The sequence below is a fragment of the Flavobacterium sp. WG21 genome (genome assembly GCF_000335775.1).
Lineage (GTDB): Bacteria > Bacteroidota > Bacteroidia > Flavobacteriales > Flavobacteriaceae > Flavobacterium > Flavobacterium tructae.
The window spans coordinates 62,637-81,301 of the sequence record NZ_AMYW01000003.1 but is presented as its reverse complement, the minus strand read 5'-3'; the positions used below and the strand labels follow the sequence as shown (position 1 = coordinate 81,301).

The window sequence follows — 18,665 nt, the reverse complement described above, 5'->3', positions numbered from 1 at the left end:
GATTCTCAAAGTCAGCTTCTGTTTGTTTTCTTAACCTTTTCTTACAAAACAAAAAACCCGGGAATTTATTCAAATTCCCGGGTTCAAATTATTTTTAAAACAGAATTTAAAAATCTCTGTTCACATCAAAAGCTTCTAAATATTCAGCTACTCTTTTCACAAAACTTCCTCCCAGAGCGCCATCTACTACTCTATGATCGTAAGAATGTGATAAGAACATTTTTTGACGGATTCCGATAAAATCTCCTTCCGGAGTTTCGATAACCGCAGGCACTTTACGAATAGCTCCCAAAGCCAGGATTCCAACTTGCGGCTGATTGATAATTGGAGTTCCGAAAACACTTCCGAAAGTTCCAACATTAGTCACTGTGTAAGTTCCGCCTTGCGTATCGTCCGGTTTTAGTTTTCCGGCTTTTGCACGGTTTCCTAAATCGTTCACCGCTTTTGCCATTCCAACCAAATTCAGCTGATCTGCATTTTTAATTACCGGAACAATTAAGTTTCCGTTTGGTAAAGCTGCCGCCATACCTAAATTTATATTTTTCTTTTTGATGATGTACTCACCATCAACAGAAATATTCATTCCAGGAAAATCTTTTAAAGCTTTAGCCACTGCTTCCATCATAATTGGAGTAAACGTAAGCTTCTCACCTTCTCTCTTCTCGAAAGCACTTTTTACTTTATCTCTCCATTTTACAATGTTAGTCACATCAACTTCAATAAACGATTGTACATGTGCCGAAGTTTGTACTGAAGCTACCATGTAACCTGAAATCAGCTTACGCATTCTGTCCATTTCAACGATTTCATCGCCTCCGTTTACAGATACCGGAACAGCTTGCTGGCTTTTTTGAACCGGAGCTGCAGGCTGAACTGCTTTTGGAGCTTCTACAACCGCTTTTGGAGCCTGAACACCTGATTTACGGGTTTCAATATATTTTAGAATATCTTCTTTTGTTACGCGGCCGTCTTTTCCTGAACCGGCAATACTTTCTAATTCAGCAACAGAAATACCTTCTTCTTTAGCAATATTTTTTACTAATGGAGAAAAGAATTTATCCGATCCTGAAAAATCCTGCGGTGCAGCTACAGCATCTTTCGCAACTTCGATAGTTTTTTCGATTTCAGTAACTTCTGCCGGAGCAGCAGCCTCTACTGCCTTAACAGCCGGTGCATCACCTTCTGTTTCAATAATTGCAATAGTTTGTCCTACCTGAACCAAATCGTCTTTACCGAACAATTGCTCAATCAAAACTCCTGATACCTCGCTTGGTACTTCACTATCAACCTTATCGGTTGCGATTTCCAGTACTGCTTCATCAGCTTCAATTTTGTCTCCAACTTCTTTCAACCAGTTTGTAATAGTTGCTTCAGCGACACTTTCTCCCATTTTAGGAAGTTTCAATTCAAATCTTGCCATATTGTTAATCTAAAAGGTGATTTTGATTTTCAGATTGCGAAATTACTGAATATTTTGAATATAAATTACACTTAATATAATTTTTTACTCGATTTTTACGATTTGCCCCCTGTCATTCCGTGAATTACTCCCAATAATAAAATTTGCATTTTTGGGGAAAATCTTAAAAGTAATGTTCTTATCTTTAAGAGTTTCTATGATTTTGATACATTTTTTGAATGAAACATACTGATTATCCAAAATAATCTCAACTCTTTTACCCTCAAAAAGCTGCCACGAATTTACCATTTTTTCTTTTTTGAAATCTAAAAAGCTGACTTTATTTTTTAAAATTTCAGGTAATTTTTCAGACAAAATTCGATTTGAAGAGTAAAAAATGACGCTTTCAGGTAAGGGTTTTGATTTTGTTTTTCCCTGAAACATTTTTACAAACGAAAAGAACCAAATACCTATTTGAATGAAAAATTCAAAAAACCATGATTTTCTGAAATGCTTTTGATAGAAAAAATTCATCGCCTCCTGGAAACGTTTCATGTATCTTTCGTCTTTTACCGTACTTTCTCCTTTGTAATGCAAAACGGTCGTTTCGTGAAAATAATAATTCGATTTCTTTTTTTGCAGTGCCCGATACGATAAATCAATATCATCAGCATACATGAAACATTTTTCGTCAAAACCTTCTAATTCAACGTACAAATCACGAGTCATCAACATGAAGGCTCCTACTAAAATATCAACTTTTCCGCTTTCATTTGTTCCTAAATGCTGGGCGTAATACTGATTACACAATTTCCAATTTGGAAAGATTTTATACAGTCCGAAAATTTTGGTAAAAGCTACCCAGGGAGTTGGAATTCCGCGTTTGCTTTCGGGTAAAAAAGCTCCGGTACCATCGATTAGTTTACAACCCACAATTCCCAAATTGACTTGTCTTTCGGCGAAATTCAGGATTTTCTTAAATGTATTTTCAGCAACAACAGTATCGGGATTCAGAATGCAAACGTACTTTCCGCGAGCCTCCGCTACTCCAATATTATTCCCTTTTGGAAAACCATAGTTGGTATCATTCTGAATCAATTTTACCGTTGGGAACTTACTTTTCATCATCAAACAACTCTCGTCTGATGAATTATTATCAACCACAATGATTTCTGCATCAAGTGACGAAATAGCTTCCTGAACACTTAAAACGCATTGCTCCAGAAAGTAACACACATTATAATTGAGAATAATAATCGATAATTGCATGAAAAATAATGAAATAGATTTTTTGGAAAGTTAGAAATTTTCGACCAATCCTGATGATAATGATCCGTCCTTTTTTCGAACATCAAAATAGGGCGTCAGGTTTCTAACTCAAAAAACTAAAAACAGAGCGAAAAGTAATCTGAAACATTCTGACTGAATCCCAAAGAAAAACAGCAACGCAATTCAAAAAAGTATATTTTTGATTAAAAAACTTCTGCATGGAAATCAAAACCCCAATAAAAGTTCCTTCTTTACTCGTACTAACAAGTATCATTTTTCTATTATCTGCCTTCACCCTTTTTAAAAGCCCAAAAATAAATTTAGTCCAAACCTCTACGTGGTATATTGCTGGCCCTGCTGTTGAGAGTCAGGAAACCATAAACCGGGTTCGGCAAGAAAAAGGGATTGTAAAAGTCACGGCAAAAGACAATCCATCGGGTGAAATCGAACTGAACGTCCTGATTACACCTTCTGATTCTAATGACGGTGCTCCGACCAATTTATCAGATGCTTCTAAATTTGTGAGCATTACGTATAAATCTTCTCACCTCATCAAACTTCAGGCGCGCGAAGGAAACGAAGAAGGAACCGGCTGCATACATGGCGGATCTCATCCAAGAGTTGATTTACCTGCTTCTCCCAATCAGTTTAAAACGATCAAAATTAAATGGACAGATTTCAGACAGGACGGTCTTCCAAACGGAAAACTTCTGAACATTCATAATTTATGCAAATTCAACTTTGTGAATTACCATCCGGTTTCAGGAGCTTTTTTAGAAATAAAATCAGTTACTCTTTAATCTTAAGAAATATGAAAACAAAGCTTTGTCTTTTACTTTTTACTGTTCTATTCTTTTCAAATAACAGCTATAGCCAATCGAAAAAAATCGATATTAACGGCGTTTGGGAAGACATTAATCCGGGTGTACAAAATGCCGTTGCAATTGTATCGGAACAAAACGGGAAGGTTATTTTCTCACATTTCCTGGAATGGAAAGGGCAAAAATTTGTGGAAAGCGGCATAGGAAAAAGAACCGGAAACACCATTGTTTATACAGTAGAGGTCACCTTACCTATTGAGGGCTGGGCAAATCAGGGAACACATACTCTGATCTTGTCTGAAGATGGAAATACACTGGAAGGCACTTTTATCGACAACAAAAACAGAACGGGACCGATTTCGTTTAAAAGAGTACGCTGAGCGTTTGTTTTTGTTGAAGGGTTTCAGGTTTCAAGTTTCAGGTTCCTACTGCACCCAAAAACTAAAACTTGAAACTTGAAACTTGAAAATCCCTTCCCTCTACAAATGCAACTGGATCTTGAACTTGTTACATATTTTCATCACATAAAGCATGATCGTCGAAAAAATCAGCGACCAGATGATCCCCGGAACTCCTTCACGAAAATAACCCGGAATAATATGAATATTCAAAGCTTTGCAGAAATAATAAATAGCACCCGGTAAAATGTAAATCAATAGCGGATTTGCAGCAGCGGGCATAAAGAAATTACTCCATTGGGTTTGTTTTTTAACTTCCATCAGCCAATACAAAAAATAGAACAAAACCGTACAAATTCCGGCTGACAGCAATGTCCAGGCAGGAGTTCCGTGTATTTTTGAAATTCCATAATATTGACGCAGAAAAAATCCGAATGAGAAAAATAATACAATGAACCCAATTACAGGCCAGTTGATTTTCTTTTCGATTTTTCGATCAAAAAACAATAATGAGATTACTATTCCTGCCGTTACCAAGGTGGCGTGTGTTAAATGTCCGGCGATAAAACGCAGCCACTCCGGTAAATGTAAACTTTGGGTCAAATTAGCGGAGTTTAGAGAAACACATACTATTAAAAAGACAATCATTGCCCACAATTTGCCTGAAACCAGCCAATAATAAATTACTGAAATAAGATACGCCCAGCCAATTAACCCCAAAATTCCCCACCATTGAGGCGTCATTCCAATAGTACCATCAGTTTGAACATATAAAAAGTAAAGCGTTATCAGCACTGCTATTCCTCCATATTGAAATATGCTTTTTAACCCAACCGGAAAATCTTTACCATACTTATTCCAAATTGGGATTGGCATTGCGTAGGCCAGAAATCCCCAGAGTGCAGGTGCAATCATCATTTGTGCAGCATCATAACCGTCGGATGCATTGACCATAAAGACTCCCATAATGATGAGAGCCAAAGCTCTTTTTAAGGTATGTGTCCAAATCGTTCTTACGCTGTCTCCTTTAATCAATCGGGCATTAAATGCAAACGGCACTGACATTCCAACAATAAACAAGAAAGCCGGAAAAACTAAATCTACAAAAGTCATGGCATCAGCATCCGCCGGCATGTGTTTCATCCATTGAGGAACATTTACAACGCTGGCCAATTCATTTACAAAAATCATAACAAAAATTGTGATTCCTCGTAAAGCGTCTATCGAAATGATTCTTTGATTGTATAAATTTTCTTTTACTTTCATAAAATGTCAGATTTTTAAGAATCTCAAATATAATATTTTTATGAAATGACCAATTGTATTAGTTGCATTAAAATTAATCCATCACAAATTCTTCATATTTGCATACTTTTGCAACATGTTATCCTTTTTTAAATCAAAACCTCTTTTAAAAGATCTGCTTTCTGATCCTTACGTTGACATTCACTCACATCTGTTACCCGGAATTGACGATGGCGCAAAAACCATAACCGATACCATAAAACTTGTTCGTGCGTTTCAGGAAATGGGAGTTTCACAATTTACCACCACTCCGCATATCAATCATTATGTCTGGAATAATTCGGCTCAGATTATTACTGCAAAACAGCAAGAAACTAAGCTTTTATTGGAAGAAAACCACATTCAAATTCCTTTTCAGGCTGCTGCCGAATATTTTATCGATGATTGGTTTGAAAATCATTTTAAGAATGAAAAGCTTCTCCCTTTAAAAGATAATTATGTATTGGTAGAGATCTCCTATCAAAACGCTCCAATCCACTTGTATAAAACTCTTTTTGAACTACAGGTAGCAGGATATATTCCGGTTCTGGCACATCCGGAACGTTATTTGTATTATCGAAAAGATTTTAATGAATATGAGAAACTAAAAAAAGCAGGGTGTTTGTTTCAATTAAATTTGTTGGCCGTAGTGGGTTACTATGGAGAATACATTTGTAAAACCGCTGAAGAACTTCTTAGAAAAGGAATGTATGATTTTACCGGAACCGATGTGCATCATATGAATCACATCAAAGCTTTTGATCAGAAAATAAAAACCGACAGTATTGCTAACTTAAAAGAAGTCATTGCTAACAATCAGTTTTTTAAATTCTAGAGCATACTAATAGGCGTTTTCTTCTCCCTTTACGATGTTGATGATTGTTTTTATAATGATTTTAACATCCAGCATCAGGCTCCAGTTCTCGATATACCAAATATCATATTCAACTCTGTTTTCCATATCGACTAATTCTTTGGTTTCGCCACGATAACCATTTACCTGTGCCCAGCCGGTAATTCCGGGTTTGGCATACTGACGCACTAAGTAATTATTAATCAAATCACTGTATTCTTTGGCAAGGTTCACCATATGAGGTCTCGGCCCTACAACCGACATATCTCCCAGAAAAACATTGAAAAACTGTGGCAGCTCATCAATACTGGTTTTACGAATAAAAGAACCAAATTTCGTAACACGGCTATCTCCTTTCTCAGCTTGTTTTTTATGGGCCAGACAATTCACACGCATACTCCTGAATTTATAACACATAAACGACCGGTTGTCGCGCCCCGATCTCTCCTGTTTGAAAAATACAGGTCCCGGTGATTCAATTTTAATGATCAGCATAATAACAGGAAACAGCCACGGAAACACCAATAAGATTACAGAAAGTGAAAAAACAACATCAAATACTTTTTTGATCAGTCGGTTCACGGCAAACTCCAAAGGTTCTGTCCGAAACATTAAAACCGGTGTATTTTCATAAAACGTTACTTCTACCTTACTGGACTTTGTATACTGCTGAAAATCGGGAATAAACTTAATACGCACCATGTTTTGCTCACAGATCTGTGTCAATTTATTAATAACCTCAATTTGATCAATATGCAGTGCCACGTACATTTCGTCTACCTTTCTCTCGACAACAAACTTATGAACAGCACTAAAATCACCTAACACAGTATTGGGTTCAATAATTGACGGTCTTTTGTTCTCATCAAAAAAACCTAAAAATTTATAACCGTAAGTCAGGTCTTTTGCTAATATTTTACGGATTCTTTCTCCGGACTCGTTTGCTCCGACGATAATGAATGTTTTAAAATTATACCCCTGACTTCTGATGTACTTTAAAAGTTTCATAGACAAGTAACGGGAAATCATCAATAATCCAAAAAAAATCAAATAAAAAGAAAGCAGTCTGAGCCTTGAAATATCGTTGTATTTAAGATACACCACAAAAATAGAAATCAAAGCAGCGTGAATCACTAACTTCTTAACGGTTCTCACCAATATCGATTCTATGGGTTCTACTCTTACGCTTCGATTGGAATCATTTTGAAACAATAAGGCTACCCAAATTAAAATTGCCAATAATGAAACTGTACGCTCTTCTTTTAATAAAAGCTTATCTAAACTGCCAAATCTTGTCAGTGCAGAAAGTACTGTTGCCAGATTTAGCAACACAACATCAACGCAGACAAATAAAAGCTTGAAATAGCGAGAAAAACGATAATGTGACAGTTTCTGTAAAACTTCCATACTTTGGACTTATTCTTACTTTAAGCGAAATAAAACCTGATTAAAAATCAGTTAAAAATTAATAGTGCAAAATAGTCTTTTAATTATATTTTTCAGCATTATTTAAAATCTATCTTTAAAAGTTTACTTTTATGTTATGCAAATTTAATATTGCAGACCATGATTAAGATAATTTTATTTTTTTTCCTCACGCTACCCTTTGCCCATGCGCAGGTTTCAGGCTGTACTGATCCTCTTTCCAAAAATTACAATCCCAATGCAACCGTTAACGACGGAAGCTGCAGTTATAAAAATATCCATCTAAAACCGGAATATTCAAAACCCCTCAGTGATTCTATCAAAGAAACCTCCGGATTAATTGCTTTCAACAAGTTACTTTGGACACACAACGATGATCATGACACTACAATTTACGGATTGGATTCATTGGGAAGAATTCAAAAAAAAGTTGTTCTGAAACAGGCCATCAATCGCGACTGGGAAGAGATTTCACAAGACAGCTCTTTTATATACCTTGGTGATTTCGGGAACAATCTCTCCGGTAACAGAGCCGATCTGAACATCTTAAAAATAGAGAAAAAATCATTCCTGGAAGGAAATCTGGTAATTGAAAAAATTTCCTTTCAATATGCCGACCAAGCTGATTTTTCTGCAAAAAAACCAAATACTGCTAATTTTGACTGCGAGGCATTCATCGTGTCCAAAGACAGTATTTATTTGTTTACCAAACAATGGAAAGCCTCTAAAACCAATATTTACGTTTTGCCTAACCAGGCGGGATCTCACGTTGCACGACTAAAACATTCCTTAAACACGAAAGGTCTGGTAACCGGAGTAACTTATATATCATCTAAAAAAACAATTGTTCTTTGTGGGTACTCTAAACTTGGCAAACCCTTTTTGTACCTTTTATACGATTTCAAAAACACTGATTTTCTGTCGGGAAACAAACGAAGAATCCATCTAAAACTTCCCTTTCATCAAATAGAAGGAATTGCAACATCAGATGGACTGCATTATTACGTAACCAATGAAGCTCTGGTTCGAAAACCAATCCTTAATGTACCACAGCAGCTTCATTATTTTGATTTGAGTCCTGTACTAAGTTTCTACCTTCATAAATAATATCTTTTCAGGTTTACAATCAATGAAAATTGAAACGATTACTTCTCCGTTTAATGCGGACAGCCGAAACATTTTGCATAGGAATCAAATTGATAGGTCAATAAAACTTCATAAACACCCCCTGTCCTTCCAATTTTGGAGGTATTCATATCATAAGAAACACCTAATTTCAGCTTTTCGTACTGTAGTCCTGTAAAAAAATTTATCGAAGTCAGTAATTGATTCCCGATACCATTTTTTGACGGGTTAGTAGCTGCTGTTGCTCCAAAATATATTTTCCCGAACAGGACTGATGTACCTATATCAAATCGGTTATAACGCCCTTGTTGCATATAGTTTGATGTAATAAGCATTTTGGTTTCATACGGCAAAAATACTACATCTACATAATCAGCCAATAGAAATTCGTAACCTGAGCTTAAAGAAAAGAAAGAATCTAAACGTGCATTTCCGTTGGTTGCAAAAGATATTCCAGGTCTGTTAAGATGTTTCATAGACAAACTAATCCATAGACTTTCGGTATTGAAAACCATTCCTGCTGATACATCAAAGAAATTAATTTTATCATTTTTTAGTATCGGATCAATTGAGGTTGGATTTATTGTACCTGTTTTTATGTTTATCTGATCTCCAAGCAGTAGATTTTGAAAACCGAATGATTTTAACCCAAAACCTACTTCAATTGCCGGTCGAAAAGTCCAGGTGTCATTAAGCTCCACTCGATAAGCATAATTCCCATTAATTTGTGTATAATTATAATTGTTTAAATTTTGTCTTTGATTCAAAATACTCAATCCGTAACCGCTGTTCATATTTTCGTTCCAAGTATTAAGGAAGGCGTAATCGGTATCGATTTTAAGATCTAAATTCGGCCATTGTTCTCTATGAATAATACCGGCATAAGTAGTTTCTCTAAACCCACTGAAACCAGGATTAAGTGTTTCCGGAATTAAGAAATACTGTGTAAAAATGGGATCTTGTGCTCTCGTTTCTGAAAAAAAGCAACCTGCAAGAATTACGATAAAAAGATTTAATTTCATACAGTGCTACTTTATTTAATTAATGTAAATGCTCCTTTTTCGGTTACTGTGTGATTGTAAAAAGTTTTGGCGGTGAGTTTATAATAATAATTCCCATTCTGGGCATCCACATCTTTTATCTTCCCGTTCCATCCACTAATATTTTTTCCCGTTTCGGTATATATAACACCTCCCCAGCTATCAAAAACAGTAATGGTAATATCTTCTAAGCCAGAAAATACGGGTGCAAATGTATCATTGTAACCATCATTGTTTGGAGTAAAAGAGTTCGGCATCATTATACTATACCCTTTTTTAATGATCAATGTTGATGTAAATTTATACTCGCATCCAAAGGGATAAGTAACTGTCTGTGTAATACTATAAGTCCCTTCTCTTGTATAAATGTGTTTTGGATTTTCTTCATTAGAAAAGTTACCATCCCCAAAATCCCAAGAGGTATTTATAAAATCTCCTGTAGCTAAATTTGTGAATAAAATTGGGTCATAAACAGAGTATATATCATAAACATCTTTAGCATATGAACCCGTGGTATAATTGGCGATACCTAAAACCGTTTTTTTAACATTGTAAGAGACAGCAGCTGTACAGCCAAAACTGTCGGTTACACTTAATACAAACAGTCCGTCTTTATTGGTATTCATGATTTCATTGTTATCGCCTGTGACAATCCCATCAGACCAACTTAATTTATAGGGAGGAATTCCTCCTTTTACATGTCCGATATATGTTTGATTTGCATACTTAGTTTCACAATTAAAATCTGTTTTAACTTCGATAGTAGGTATTAGTTGTTCAAAACGGGTTATTTTCCATTCGCCCGATTTTTGACAGCCATTAACATCTGTAACCGTGACCTGATAGATTCCAGGTGGAAGTTTATATAAATCTTCGGTTTTGGCACCATTGGACCATGCGTATGTAAATGGAGCTTTCCCTCCCGTTACAATTAAATTAATAATACCTGTATTGGCATCTGCACAATCTAACGGGTTCGAAACATCAGCATTTAGTTCCAATAATGAAGGCTCCGAAATAGTAAAGGTTTGTTTTATTACACATAATTTAGAGTCTTTAATTGTAACGCTATATTTTCCGGGTCCTATATTATTCCGTTCTATTCCGGCTGATGGATTATCATCCCAAACTAAAGTCAGCGGCGCTTTGCCTCCTAAAAGATTTAAATGAATAGAACCATCCTTTTCACCAAAACAGGAAACGTCTTTAATATCCGGTTTTATACTAAAAACGGGAGCACTTTCTATAATTATTGTAGCTTCTTTTGAACAGCTTAATGAATCTGTAATTGTAATGATATAAGATCCAGCTGATAAATTATTTTGTGTAGCTCCAGTACCAAAATTACTCCATTTTATACTATAGGGATCCCCGGTAGTGAAAGGAACTCCTCCTTTTATATTGTCAATACTAATAGAAGCATTTGCAGAATTAAAACACGACATCTCAGATTTAGTGTAATTAAAAATGATTTCTGCATTTTGGGTTAATATGACTTGCAGATGATCTGTACAACCTGATTTATCTGTAACAATCAGATTATAAGTCCCTGCAGCTAAATTTTTCAAATTTTGAAGGTTACTTGTAAAGCCATTTGGACCTGTCCAGTTATATTTGTAATCAAACACTCTTAAAGAAGTTTCAATAAGTCTTCCACCGGTTGTATTTATTTCGATTTCACCTGTAAAAGATCCATAACATAAGATATTCATTTGTTTGATCAGATTTACTTTTAATACTGGAGGCTCTTCGATTGTATAACTTCCTTTAAGTATGTTACAATTGTTTACTTCTGTAATTGTTACATCATAAGTTCCGGGCTCAAGACTATCTGTATATTCGACAGTTTTCGGATAATGATTTCCGTTCTTTGTCCAAATATAGGTGTAAGGTTGTGTTCCCCCTTTAACCGATAACCTGATATTTCCATCATTCAAACCAAAACAGCTTATATCATTTTTAATTGCCGAAAATTGAAATAATTCCGGTTCAGTAACTTTGTAAGTCTTTGTGAAGGGGCAATTACCATTGTCAGTTACGTTTAAAATATAATCACCGGGTTTTAAGCCCGAAATATCTTCATTAGTACTTGTAAAGCTATCAGGACCTGTCCATAGAAATGTATACGGATTTACGCTTCCAAAAGGAATACCTCCGTTTACACTCAGATCAATAGAACCGTTATTTTCCCCAAAACAGGTACTATTTTTTACAGTTTCAATTACTTTTATTAATGGATCAACCGTAACTGTTAGGGTAAAATTTGCTCCGATACAAGCTTTTGACATAGGTGTTACTGTATAAGTTACTGTCGCCGGACTGCCAATATTATTTACTAAAGTCTGACTAATATTATCTTTTGGCGAAGATTGTGCACTTGCACCACTTACAGATCCTGTTGGAAAAATTACAGGTTCAGACCAAATATAAGTAGTCCCTATTGGTACATTTTCGGTTGTATTAGTGACCGGTGTAACCTGAAAGGTATTTTTACTGCATACCTTTATTGTCTTTGAACTTATAATAGGCTTAAGGGTTAAAGCTACCGAAAAAGGAGTTGTTTTTGTAGTAGTCCCACAACTGTTGGTTACACTAAATGTGACAGTATAATTACCACTGTTGAAATAATTTATCGCCCCGGGATTAAGCGATGTAGATGAAGAAGGTGTAGCTCCGGGAAAACTCCAGAGATAGCTGATTTCTGAATCCGGAGAACAATTTTGATCTACAGTAGCGACGGGATTAATGGTTATAGAATTACAGTAATCAGGAATTGGATTCAACGTAATGACAGGAGGATTTTTTACTTGTATCATTTCCGTTACAGACCGGGAAATTCCGCATGCGTTCTTAGTGGTTAGCTGTACATAGTATGTTCCCGGATTTGCAAAATTAAAAACCGGATTCCTAGATGACGCATTGGTTCCGTTTACAAAATTCCATGCTGCTGATTTCCCGCAAAATCCTTCACTATATCTTATAACTTCCCAATCATAACTTTCAATACTACATCCCTGACTTGCATCTGTATTATTTGTAACAATAACATCTTTCAAAGCACATGCATTACTGTAGGTAAATTGAGGCTGCAGTACCGGTTCAACACAAACTGTTTTTGTGACTTCATTACTTGCGCCACAAGCTGTTCTTGCTGTTAATTTAATGGTATAGTTACCCGGTGTTGTATATATGTGTGTTGGATTAACTTCATTTGAAATAATTCCGTCTCCAAAATCCCAGGTGTAAATACCTGCAGTACCGCAATTATTACCATATCCTGCGCTAGATTTATTGGTAAATATTATAGATGTATTAGAACATAAGATAGCATTAATGTCGAAATCTACTTTAGGAATATCTAATATAATAACAGGACCTACTGTAAGAGTACTGCGTCCGCATCCGGTCGTTATATCTAAGCTGACCGTATTTCCCAGTGGGCAATTTGCCTTTGTGAATTTATGTAATACGGGAAAGTTTAGAGAGGCCGAAGGGTTCACAGAATTATATTGTGTGGAACTTTCTAAATCTTTTTGACTATATTTCTCAGTGGTACCGTCTCCAAAATTAATTTCATATTTTGTATCTGATGGATTAGCCCCCCACGAAGCTATTGCGAATTCCATTGTATCAACCGGAAGACATAAATTAGTAGTATTACCCGGAGTTATAAGAGCTCCCTTTGGACTCGTCGAATTATTGACTATATAGGTAGCAGAATTATTACAGCCATTAACTCCCATTCCGGTAATCACCATCTTATAAGATCCTAATTTTAAGTAGTCGTGCTTTTTAGGAAAAGTAATATTGGTTTCTAAACTTCCGTCTCCCCAATCCACATTATAGGATGAAATACATGATACTGAATTAGATATATTGCCAACATTAATAGTGTATTTAGGATTCAGGTTATCTCCACATTTTTCAAAAGCTGCTCCTGAGTTATCTAAGTTTGTAAATCTTAAATTTGGCTTCTGTTTTACTAAAATAGTTTTTGAGACGACACTTACTTCACCATTGACATCTGTAACGGTCATTTTTATGATAAAACTTTGTGTCCCACAACCTAACGCTTCAAAAGTATGAGTGGGATTAATACTGGTTGAAGTTTTTCCGTCTCCAAAATCCCAAGAATATTGAAAAGGGCCATTACCACTTACAACCGAAGTAAATGCAATAAGGGTCCCTGAACAAGAGTTGTCATTGGTGAAGCTAAAATCGACGCTGGGAGCTATTGAAATAGGATTACTAAAGGCAATGTTACTATTAAAACCATATCCAAAAGAAGTAATAGCTAATGAAAAACAGAGTATAAAAAAAGGAAGTTTCTTCATGAAAATTTTCACATTAATTAGATATTGCTTTGAGAGTTATAAATAATAACACTTAAATACACCTTCAAAAAAGAACGAATTTAGCTACACAAAAACTTGATTCTTATTTAAATGTATTACTTGGTCTTTTGATGTAATAATTGGTCTCTTTTAACACATAACTATGATGAAACAGAATATTTATAAAACCTGTGGGGTATGCTATCAAAAAAAAATGATTTAACATATAAATTGGTTTTACTTAGTGCCTCTCTATTTATTTGAGTACTCAGATGGTTCCTATTAGTGAAGATATCAGTATCCATAATTAAAAAATTTACTCATGCCTCATTAATGCAAATATCCGTTGATCCTGAGCTGCAGGATTAACGGATACTTGGTTATAAAATGATTAAAATATATCTAATTTCAACAATTACATCTGTAAAAATTAGTCCATTTTTAGTCCATTTTTTTCGATGAAATACATTATATTCTTTCGCATTACTATCAGGTACTATGCGTTTTAAACCCAACTTTGAGACCAATAAAACTTTTACGAGATTTGATTTTGTATCAAACCAAATCCCGCAAAACCTTTTTATTTAATTTTAGACAATAGCAAATTAAAATTATCGATTACCAAATTTGGCTCATCGTACATAATGTAATGTCCGGATTTTGTAGTCGAAACGTGTGTAAAATCAGAAACTCCGTCTTTTAATAATTCATGCGCCTTAAACCATTTTTGTTTATCTGATTCAGAAGTAGAGGCATCGACTTTTAAGCTCGAAATTACAATTACAGGAATATTTGGCAAATGTGGAAGTGTCGCCATATATTGAGAATCTTCTATTATTTCTCTGGCCTCGAGTGTTCCTCCAAAATTTTCTCCAAAATTGGTCTTAAAAAGATTATAAAGCATATCCTCCTCCTCTTGCGTAGGCTGATTGTAATATTCGTGTGATGGATCTATAAATAATAATCCGGCAACTTTAGAAGGATTTTTAACAGCATAATCTCTAATAATCATTCCACCAAGCGAATGTCCGACAAGAATAACTTTTCTACCATTCGAAAAATTATTAATTACAGTTTCGAGTTCACTTCTTAATTGGTTTATATTTCTTGGTTTTGAATCTTTATCAGATTTCCCATAACCGGCTCTGTCATAACTTACAATATCTAATTTGGCGTTTAATTGTGCAGGTATTTTTTTTTCGTCCCAAACCGAATGTCCGTCTCCAAGTCCGGATTCAAAAACAATCAAATATTTTGTGTTATGAATAATGGAATAAGTCATTACTTTATGAGTTCCTAAATCGACTTTTGTTTCTTTTATTGTTTCCTTGTCATTCTTTAAAGTGTCACTGTCTTTCTCGCAGGAAGTAAATACAAAGAATAAACTTAGACCCATTTTTACGATACCGTTTTTTGCTGATTTCATTTCTTTAAGATTAAAATTTTCAGCAAAAATCTCATAAAAACAAAGGCTGGTCGTTCGGGTTTATAAAGCAGAACCTATTTGTTTCTTATATTCTGAGGGGGTTTGTCCGGTCAGTTTTTTAAATGTGGTATTAAAAACAGTTTTTGAATTAAACCCTACAGAAAATCCAATCCCAAGTAAACTTAAATGATCCATTTCAGAATTGGCCATAAGTTTTTTTGCTTCTTCAATTCTATATCTGTTTACAAATTGATAGAAATTTTCATTGCATCCGTTATTGATTACATAGGAAAGAACATGTGTCGATACATTCATAGAAGAAGCCAATTTTACCAAGCTCAAATCAAAATCTAAAAAAGGTTTTTCGGTATTCATTAATTGTAACAACCTGCTTTTTTGTTCTTCCAATTCTTCAGGAGTCAATAATTGTTTTCTTTTGCTTTCCGGAAGAGAAGTTTCAACAATAATATTTTCTATTTCTTCTTTCTCTTTTAATGAATAAGGAAAAATTTCTTTTTGCTTCTGCCAGTAATACGTGATGTAAAGAATACTTAAAAAATAAATCAAACTTGTTAGAATATCAAAAGTTTCGTTTCCCTCCGAAATTTGAAACACAATATCCAGAATCCAAAAAATCGTGATAAAAATAACGCCGACAATAATATTTTTCAGCCATTTTAAATCCAGATTCTCAGAAGTAGAATTTAAAAGTTTAATCGTTTTTTCATGTTTAACAATTTTTTGATAAGCCAAAAAACAATAAATAAAAACGTACAGGCTGAAAATAAAATTAAATATGGCTATGGTTTTCTGTACAATTTCCGGACTTATATCTTCGGGTTTATGGTTGTCGTCTATTACCCAGGAACTCATAAGAAGAATAAAGACCAGGAAAGCGAAACTAAAATGTAAATAATCAATTGCTTTCCATTTTCTAACGGGCTCGATATAATAGCTCACACTTAGATAAAATACCGGAGCAACAACAAAACTGGAGATGTTTATTAATTGATTCAGAATATCATCTTCTCTGAGTATTTTGCCGTCTACAATAACATTTTCAAGTACGATTAAAAAAATACAGCCCATAAAAGATCCAAACCAGCGATTGGCTTTTACATTGATCTTATTTTGATTTACAAATATTATAAATGTCAGTAAAAATGCTGCACCGCAAATTATTGCATTGAATATCGAGTACATAAAACAATTTTGATCACAAATCTAAGTAATTAAGTTTGTCTTACTCAACTTAAATAAGATTAACAATTCGCAAATCGTAAGATAAAAGTTTACTTTTGCAAAAAGTTATGTTTTCTAAAATACTCATAACTCATAATTTATAACTTACAATATACAAAGTGAATTACCTATCTGTAGAAAACATATCCAAATCATTTGGCGAAAAAACCTTATTCGAAAACATCTCTTTTGGAATCAATAAAGATCAAAAAATTGCCTTCATCGCAAAAAATGGTTCCGGAAAAACGACCATTATGAGTATTATCAATGGTTTGGACGAACCCGATACAGGACAGGTAGTTCTAAGAAAAGGCATCCGAATGGCTTTTCTTTCTCAGGACAATAACCTGCAGGACGAATTGACTATCGAAGAAAGCATTTTTGCTTCCGATAATGAGACGCTTAAGATTATTGAGGCTTATGAAAAAGCATTAGAGAACCCAAATGATGAAGAAGCTTACCAAAAAGCTTTTGACGGAATGGATCAGCACAATGCCTGGGATTTTGAAACACAATACAAGCAGATTTTATTCAAGCTAAAACTGGAGGATTTTAAACTGAAAGTAAAAAATCTTTCGGGTGGACAAAAAAAACGTCTTTCACTGGCGATCATTTTGATCAATCGTCCGGATTTATTAATTCTGGATGAGCCAACCAACCACCTTGATTTAGAAATGATCGAATGGTTGGAAAGTTATTTTGCCAAAGAAAACATTACCCTTTTTATGGTAACACACGACCGTTTCTTTTTAGAGCGTGTTTGTAACGAAATTATCGAACTTGATAATGGGAAATTATACCAATACAAAGGAAATTACTCTTACTATTTAGAGAAAAAAGAGGAACGTATTACTTCTGAAAATGCCAGTGTTGACAAGGCCAAAAACTTATTCGTTAAAGAATTAGAATGGATGCGCCGTCAGCCTAAGGCAAGAACTACAAAGTCGAAATCCCGTCAGGACGACTTTTACGTGATCAAAGAAAAGGCACAAAGCCGTCGTAAAGAAAATAAAGTAGAACTTGAAATTAATATGGAACGTATGGGAAGCAAAATTATTGAGCTTCACAAACTTTCTAAAAAATTCAAAGACAAAGTTATACTCGATCATTTCAGTTTTGATTTTCAGCGTGGCGAGAGAATTGGAATTATTGGTAAAAACGGAACCGGAAAATCTACTTTTCTAAACCTTCTTACGGGAACGATCCCACCAGACAGTGGGCGCGTTGTAAAAGGCGACACCATCAAAATTGGTTATTACACGCAAAGCGGAATCAATCCGAAACCGGGACAAAGAGTTATCGATATTATTAAAGAATACGGAGAGTATATTCCGTTAGCCAAAGGCAAAATTATATCGGCTTCACAATTATTAGAGCGTTTTCTTTTTGACGCCAAAAAACAATATGATTACGTTGACAAATTAAGTGGTGGAGAGTTAAAACGTTTGTATTTATGTACCGTTCTGATTCAGAATCCTAACTTTTTAATTTTAGATGAGCCTACAAACGATTTAGATATTGTGACGCTAAACGTCTTAGAAAGCTTTCTATTGGATTATCCGGGATGTTTACTGGTAGTTTCGCACGACCGTTATTTCATGGATAAAATTGTCGATCATTTATTTGTTTTCAGAGGACAGGGTGAAATCGAAAATTTCCCCGGAAACTACTCTGATTTCAGAGCTTACGAAGACAGTGCCGATGTGGCTCAAAAAGAAGAAAACAAAGCCGAAAAGAAAGACTGGAAGCAAAACAATCCAACCGGAAATCTAAGTTTCAACGAGCAAAAAGAATATCAGAAACTGGAAAGAGAAATCAAAGATTTAGAAATCGAAAAGACTAAAATCGAACAATTATTCTCTGACGGAAAAGTTGCCGATGCTGATATCGAGAAAAAGGCAAACGAATTACAAAACATCATCAACAAAATAGATCAGAAAGAAGAACGTTGGTTCGAGCTTTCGGCTAAGATTGAGGGATAGTTATTCCGCAAAGATTCACAAAGAAGAAACGCAGAGCTACACCAAGCTTTATTTTTCTTTTGTGAAT

Annotated in this window: 13 protein-coding genes; 5 read left to right on the top strand and 8 right to left on the bottom strand. The window is 34.8% G+C overall.

Annotated elements, in window-relative coordinates; translation table 11 throughout:
• Positions 1-106 precede the first annotated feature (106 nt).
• A complete protein-coding gene (locus tag C245_RS0103385) occupies positions 107-1,420 on the bottom strand; it encodes a dihydrolipoamide acetyltransferase family protein (RefSeq protein ID WP_017495174.1) in 1,314 nt (437 codons plus the stop codon).
• Between the two features lie 84 nt (positions 1,421-1,504).
• A complete protein-coding gene (locus C245_RS0103380) occupies positions 1,505-2,668 on the bottom strand; it encodes a glycosyltransferase family 2 protein (protein ID WP_026109844.1) in 1,164 nt (387 codons plus the stop codon).
• A 218-nt stretch (positions 2,669-2,886) separates the two neighbouring features.
• Here C245_RS0103380 and C245_RS0103375 point away from each other — a divergent pair, with 218 nt between their 5' ends.
• Together C245_RS0103375 and C245_RS0103370 are read left to right on the top strand one after the other, a co-directional pair.
• Positions 2,887-3,468 (top strand): hypothetical protein, encoded by a 582-nt coding sequence (locus tag C245_RS0103375; protein WP_017495172.1) that lies wholly within the window; start codon positions 2,887-2,889, stop codon positions 3,466-3,468.
• Between the two features lie 11 nt (positions 3,469-3,479).
• Positions 3,480-3,869, top strand: a complete 390-nt coding sequence (locus C245_RS0103370; protein WP_017495171.1) for a hypothetical protein — start codon at positions 3,480-3,482, stop codon at positions 3,867-3,869.
• Positions 3,870-3,968: 99 nt separating this feature from the next.
• On the opposite strand, the gene C245_RS0103365 is transcribed toward C245_RS0103370, so the two are convergent.
• Positions 3,969-5,153, bottom strand: coding sequence for a DUF5009 domain-containing protein (locus tag C245_RS0103365; protein ID WP_017495170.1), 1,185 nt, complete (start codon positions 5,151-5,153; stop codon positions 3,969-3,971).
• Positions 5,154-5,268: 115 nt separating this feature from the next.
• On the opposite strand from C245_RS0103365, the gene C245_RS0103360 reads away from it, so the two are divergent.
• Positions 5,269-6,006 (top strand): tyrosine-protein phosphatase, encoded by a 738-nt coding sequence (locus tag C245_RS0103360; RefSeq protein ID WP_017495169.1) that lies wholly within the window; start codon positions 5,269-5,271, stop codon positions 6,004-6,006.
• A gap of 6 nt (positions 6,007-6,012) precedes the next feature.
• Here the strand turns inward: C245_RS0103360 and C245_RS0103355 are convergent, their stop codons facing one another.
• The gene (locus C245_RS0103355) at positions 6,013-7,431 is read right to left on the bottom strand and encodes an undecaprenyl-phosphate glucose phosphotransferase (RefSeq protein WP_017495168.1); all 1,419 of its coding nucleotides are present in this window, start codon (positions 7,429-7,431) and stop codon (positions 6,013-6,015) included.
• A gap of 159 nt (positions 7,432-7,590) precedes the next feature.
• Between C245_RS0103355 and C245_RS0103350 the strand changes: the two genes are divergently transcribed.
• Positions 7,591-8,556 carry a hypothetical protein gene (locus C245_RS0103350; RefSeq protein WP_017495167.1) on the top strand — a complete coding sequence of 322 codons (966 nt, stop codon included), beginning with the start codon at positions 7,591-7,593 and terminating at the stop codon, positions 8,554-8,556.
• Between the two features lie 50 nt (positions 8,557-8,606).
• Here the strand turns inward: C245_RS0103350 and C245_RS0103345 are convergent, their stop codons facing one another.
• From C245_RS0103345 to C245_RS0103330, 4 genes are all read right to left on the bottom strand, one after another.
• On the bottom strand, positions 8,607-9,596 hold the full coding sequence (locus C245_RS0103345) for a PorP/SprF family type IX secretion system membrane protein (protein WP_017495166.1): 990 nt from the start codon (positions 9,594-9,596) through the stop codon (positions 8,607-8,609).
• A gap of 11 nt (positions 9,597-9,607) precedes the next feature.
• On the bottom strand, positions 9,608-13,948 hold the full coding sequence (locus C245_RS0103340; protein ID WP_035746196.1) for a T9SS C-terminal target domain-containing protein: 4,341 nt from the start codon (positions 13,946-13,948) through the stop codon (positions 9,608-9,610).
• A 580-nt stretch (positions 13,949-14,528) separates the two neighbouring features.
• Complete coding sequence (locus C245_RS0103335) at positions 14,529-15,374, bottom strand: alpha/beta fold hydrolase (protein ID WP_017495164.1); 846 nt, start codon at positions 15,372-15,374, stop codon at positions 14,529-14,531.
• Between the two features lie 60 nt (positions 15,375-15,434).
• Positions 15,435-16,577, bottom strand: a complete 1,143-nt coding sequence (locus tag C245_RS0103330; protein WP_017495163.1) for an AraC family transcriptional regulator — start codon at positions 16,575-16,577, stop codon at positions 15,435-15,437.
• A 158-nt stretch (positions 16,578-16,735) separates the two neighbouring features.
• Here C245_RS0103330 and C245_RS0103325 point away from each other — a divergent pair, with 158 nt between their 5' ends.
• Positions 16,736-18,598 carry an ABC-F family ATP-binding cassette domain-containing protein gene (locus C245_RS0103325; RefSeq protein WP_017495162.1) on the top strand — a complete coding sequence of 621 codons (1,863 nt, stop codon included), beginning with the start codon at positions 16,736-16,738 and terminating at the stop codon, positions 18,596-18,598.
• Positions 18,599-18,665: the final 67 nt, after the last annotated feature.

What these genes read in the sequence shown, in the direction of transcription:
- C245_RS0103385 (WP_017495174.1), bottom strand. Translation starts at nt 1,420, where the DNA reads ATGGCAAGATTTGAATTGAAACTTCCTAAAATGGGAGAAAGTGTCGCT.
- C245_RS0103380 (WP_026109844.1), bottom strand. Translation starts at nt 2,668, where the DNA reads ATGCAATTATCGATTATTATTCTCAATTATAATGTGTGTTACTTTCTG.
- C245_RS0103375 (WP_017495172.1), top strand. Translation starts at nt 2,887, where the DNA reads ATGGAAATCAAAACCCCAATAAAAGTTCCTTCTTTACTCGTACTAACA.
- C245_RS0103370 (WP_017495171.1), top strand. Translation starts at nt 3,480, where the DNA reads ATGAAAACAAAGCTTTGTCTTTTACTTTTTACTGTTCTATTCTTTTCA.
- C245_RS0103365 (WP_017495170.1), bottom strand. Translation starts at nt 5,153, where the DNA reads ATGAAAGTAAAAGAAAATTTATACAATCAAAGAATCATTTCGATAGAC.
- C245_RS0103360 (WP_017495169.1), top strand. Translation starts at nt 5,269, where the DNA reads ATGTTATCCTTTTTTAAATCAAAACCTCTTTTAAAAGATCTGCTTTCT.
- C245_RS0103355 (WP_017495168.1), bottom strand. Translation starts at nt 7,431, where the DNA reads ATGGAAGTTTTACAGAAACTGTCACATTATCGTTTTTCTCGCTATTTC.
- C245_RS0103350 (WP_017495167.1), top strand. Translation starts at nt 7,591, where the DNA reads ATGATTAAGATAATTTTATTTTTTTTCCTCACGCTACCCTTTGCCCAT.
- C245_RS0103345 (WP_017495166.1), bottom strand. Translation starts at nt 9,596, where the DNA reads ATGAAATTAAATCTTTTTATCGTAATTCTTGCAGGTTGCTTTTTTTCA.
- C245_RS0103340 (WP_035746196.1), bottom strand. Translation starts at nt 13,948, where the DNA reads ATGAAGAAACTTCCTTTTTTTATACTCTGTTTTTCATTAGCTATTACT.
- C245_RS0103335 (WP_017495164.1), bottom strand. Translation starts at nt 15,374, where the DNA reads ATGAAATCAGCAAAAAACGGTATCGTAAAAATGGGTCTAAGTTTATTC.
- C245_RS0103330 (WP_017495163.1), bottom strand. Translation starts at nt 16,577, where the DNA reads ATGTACTCGATATTCAATGCAATAATTTGCGGTGCAGCATTTTTACTG.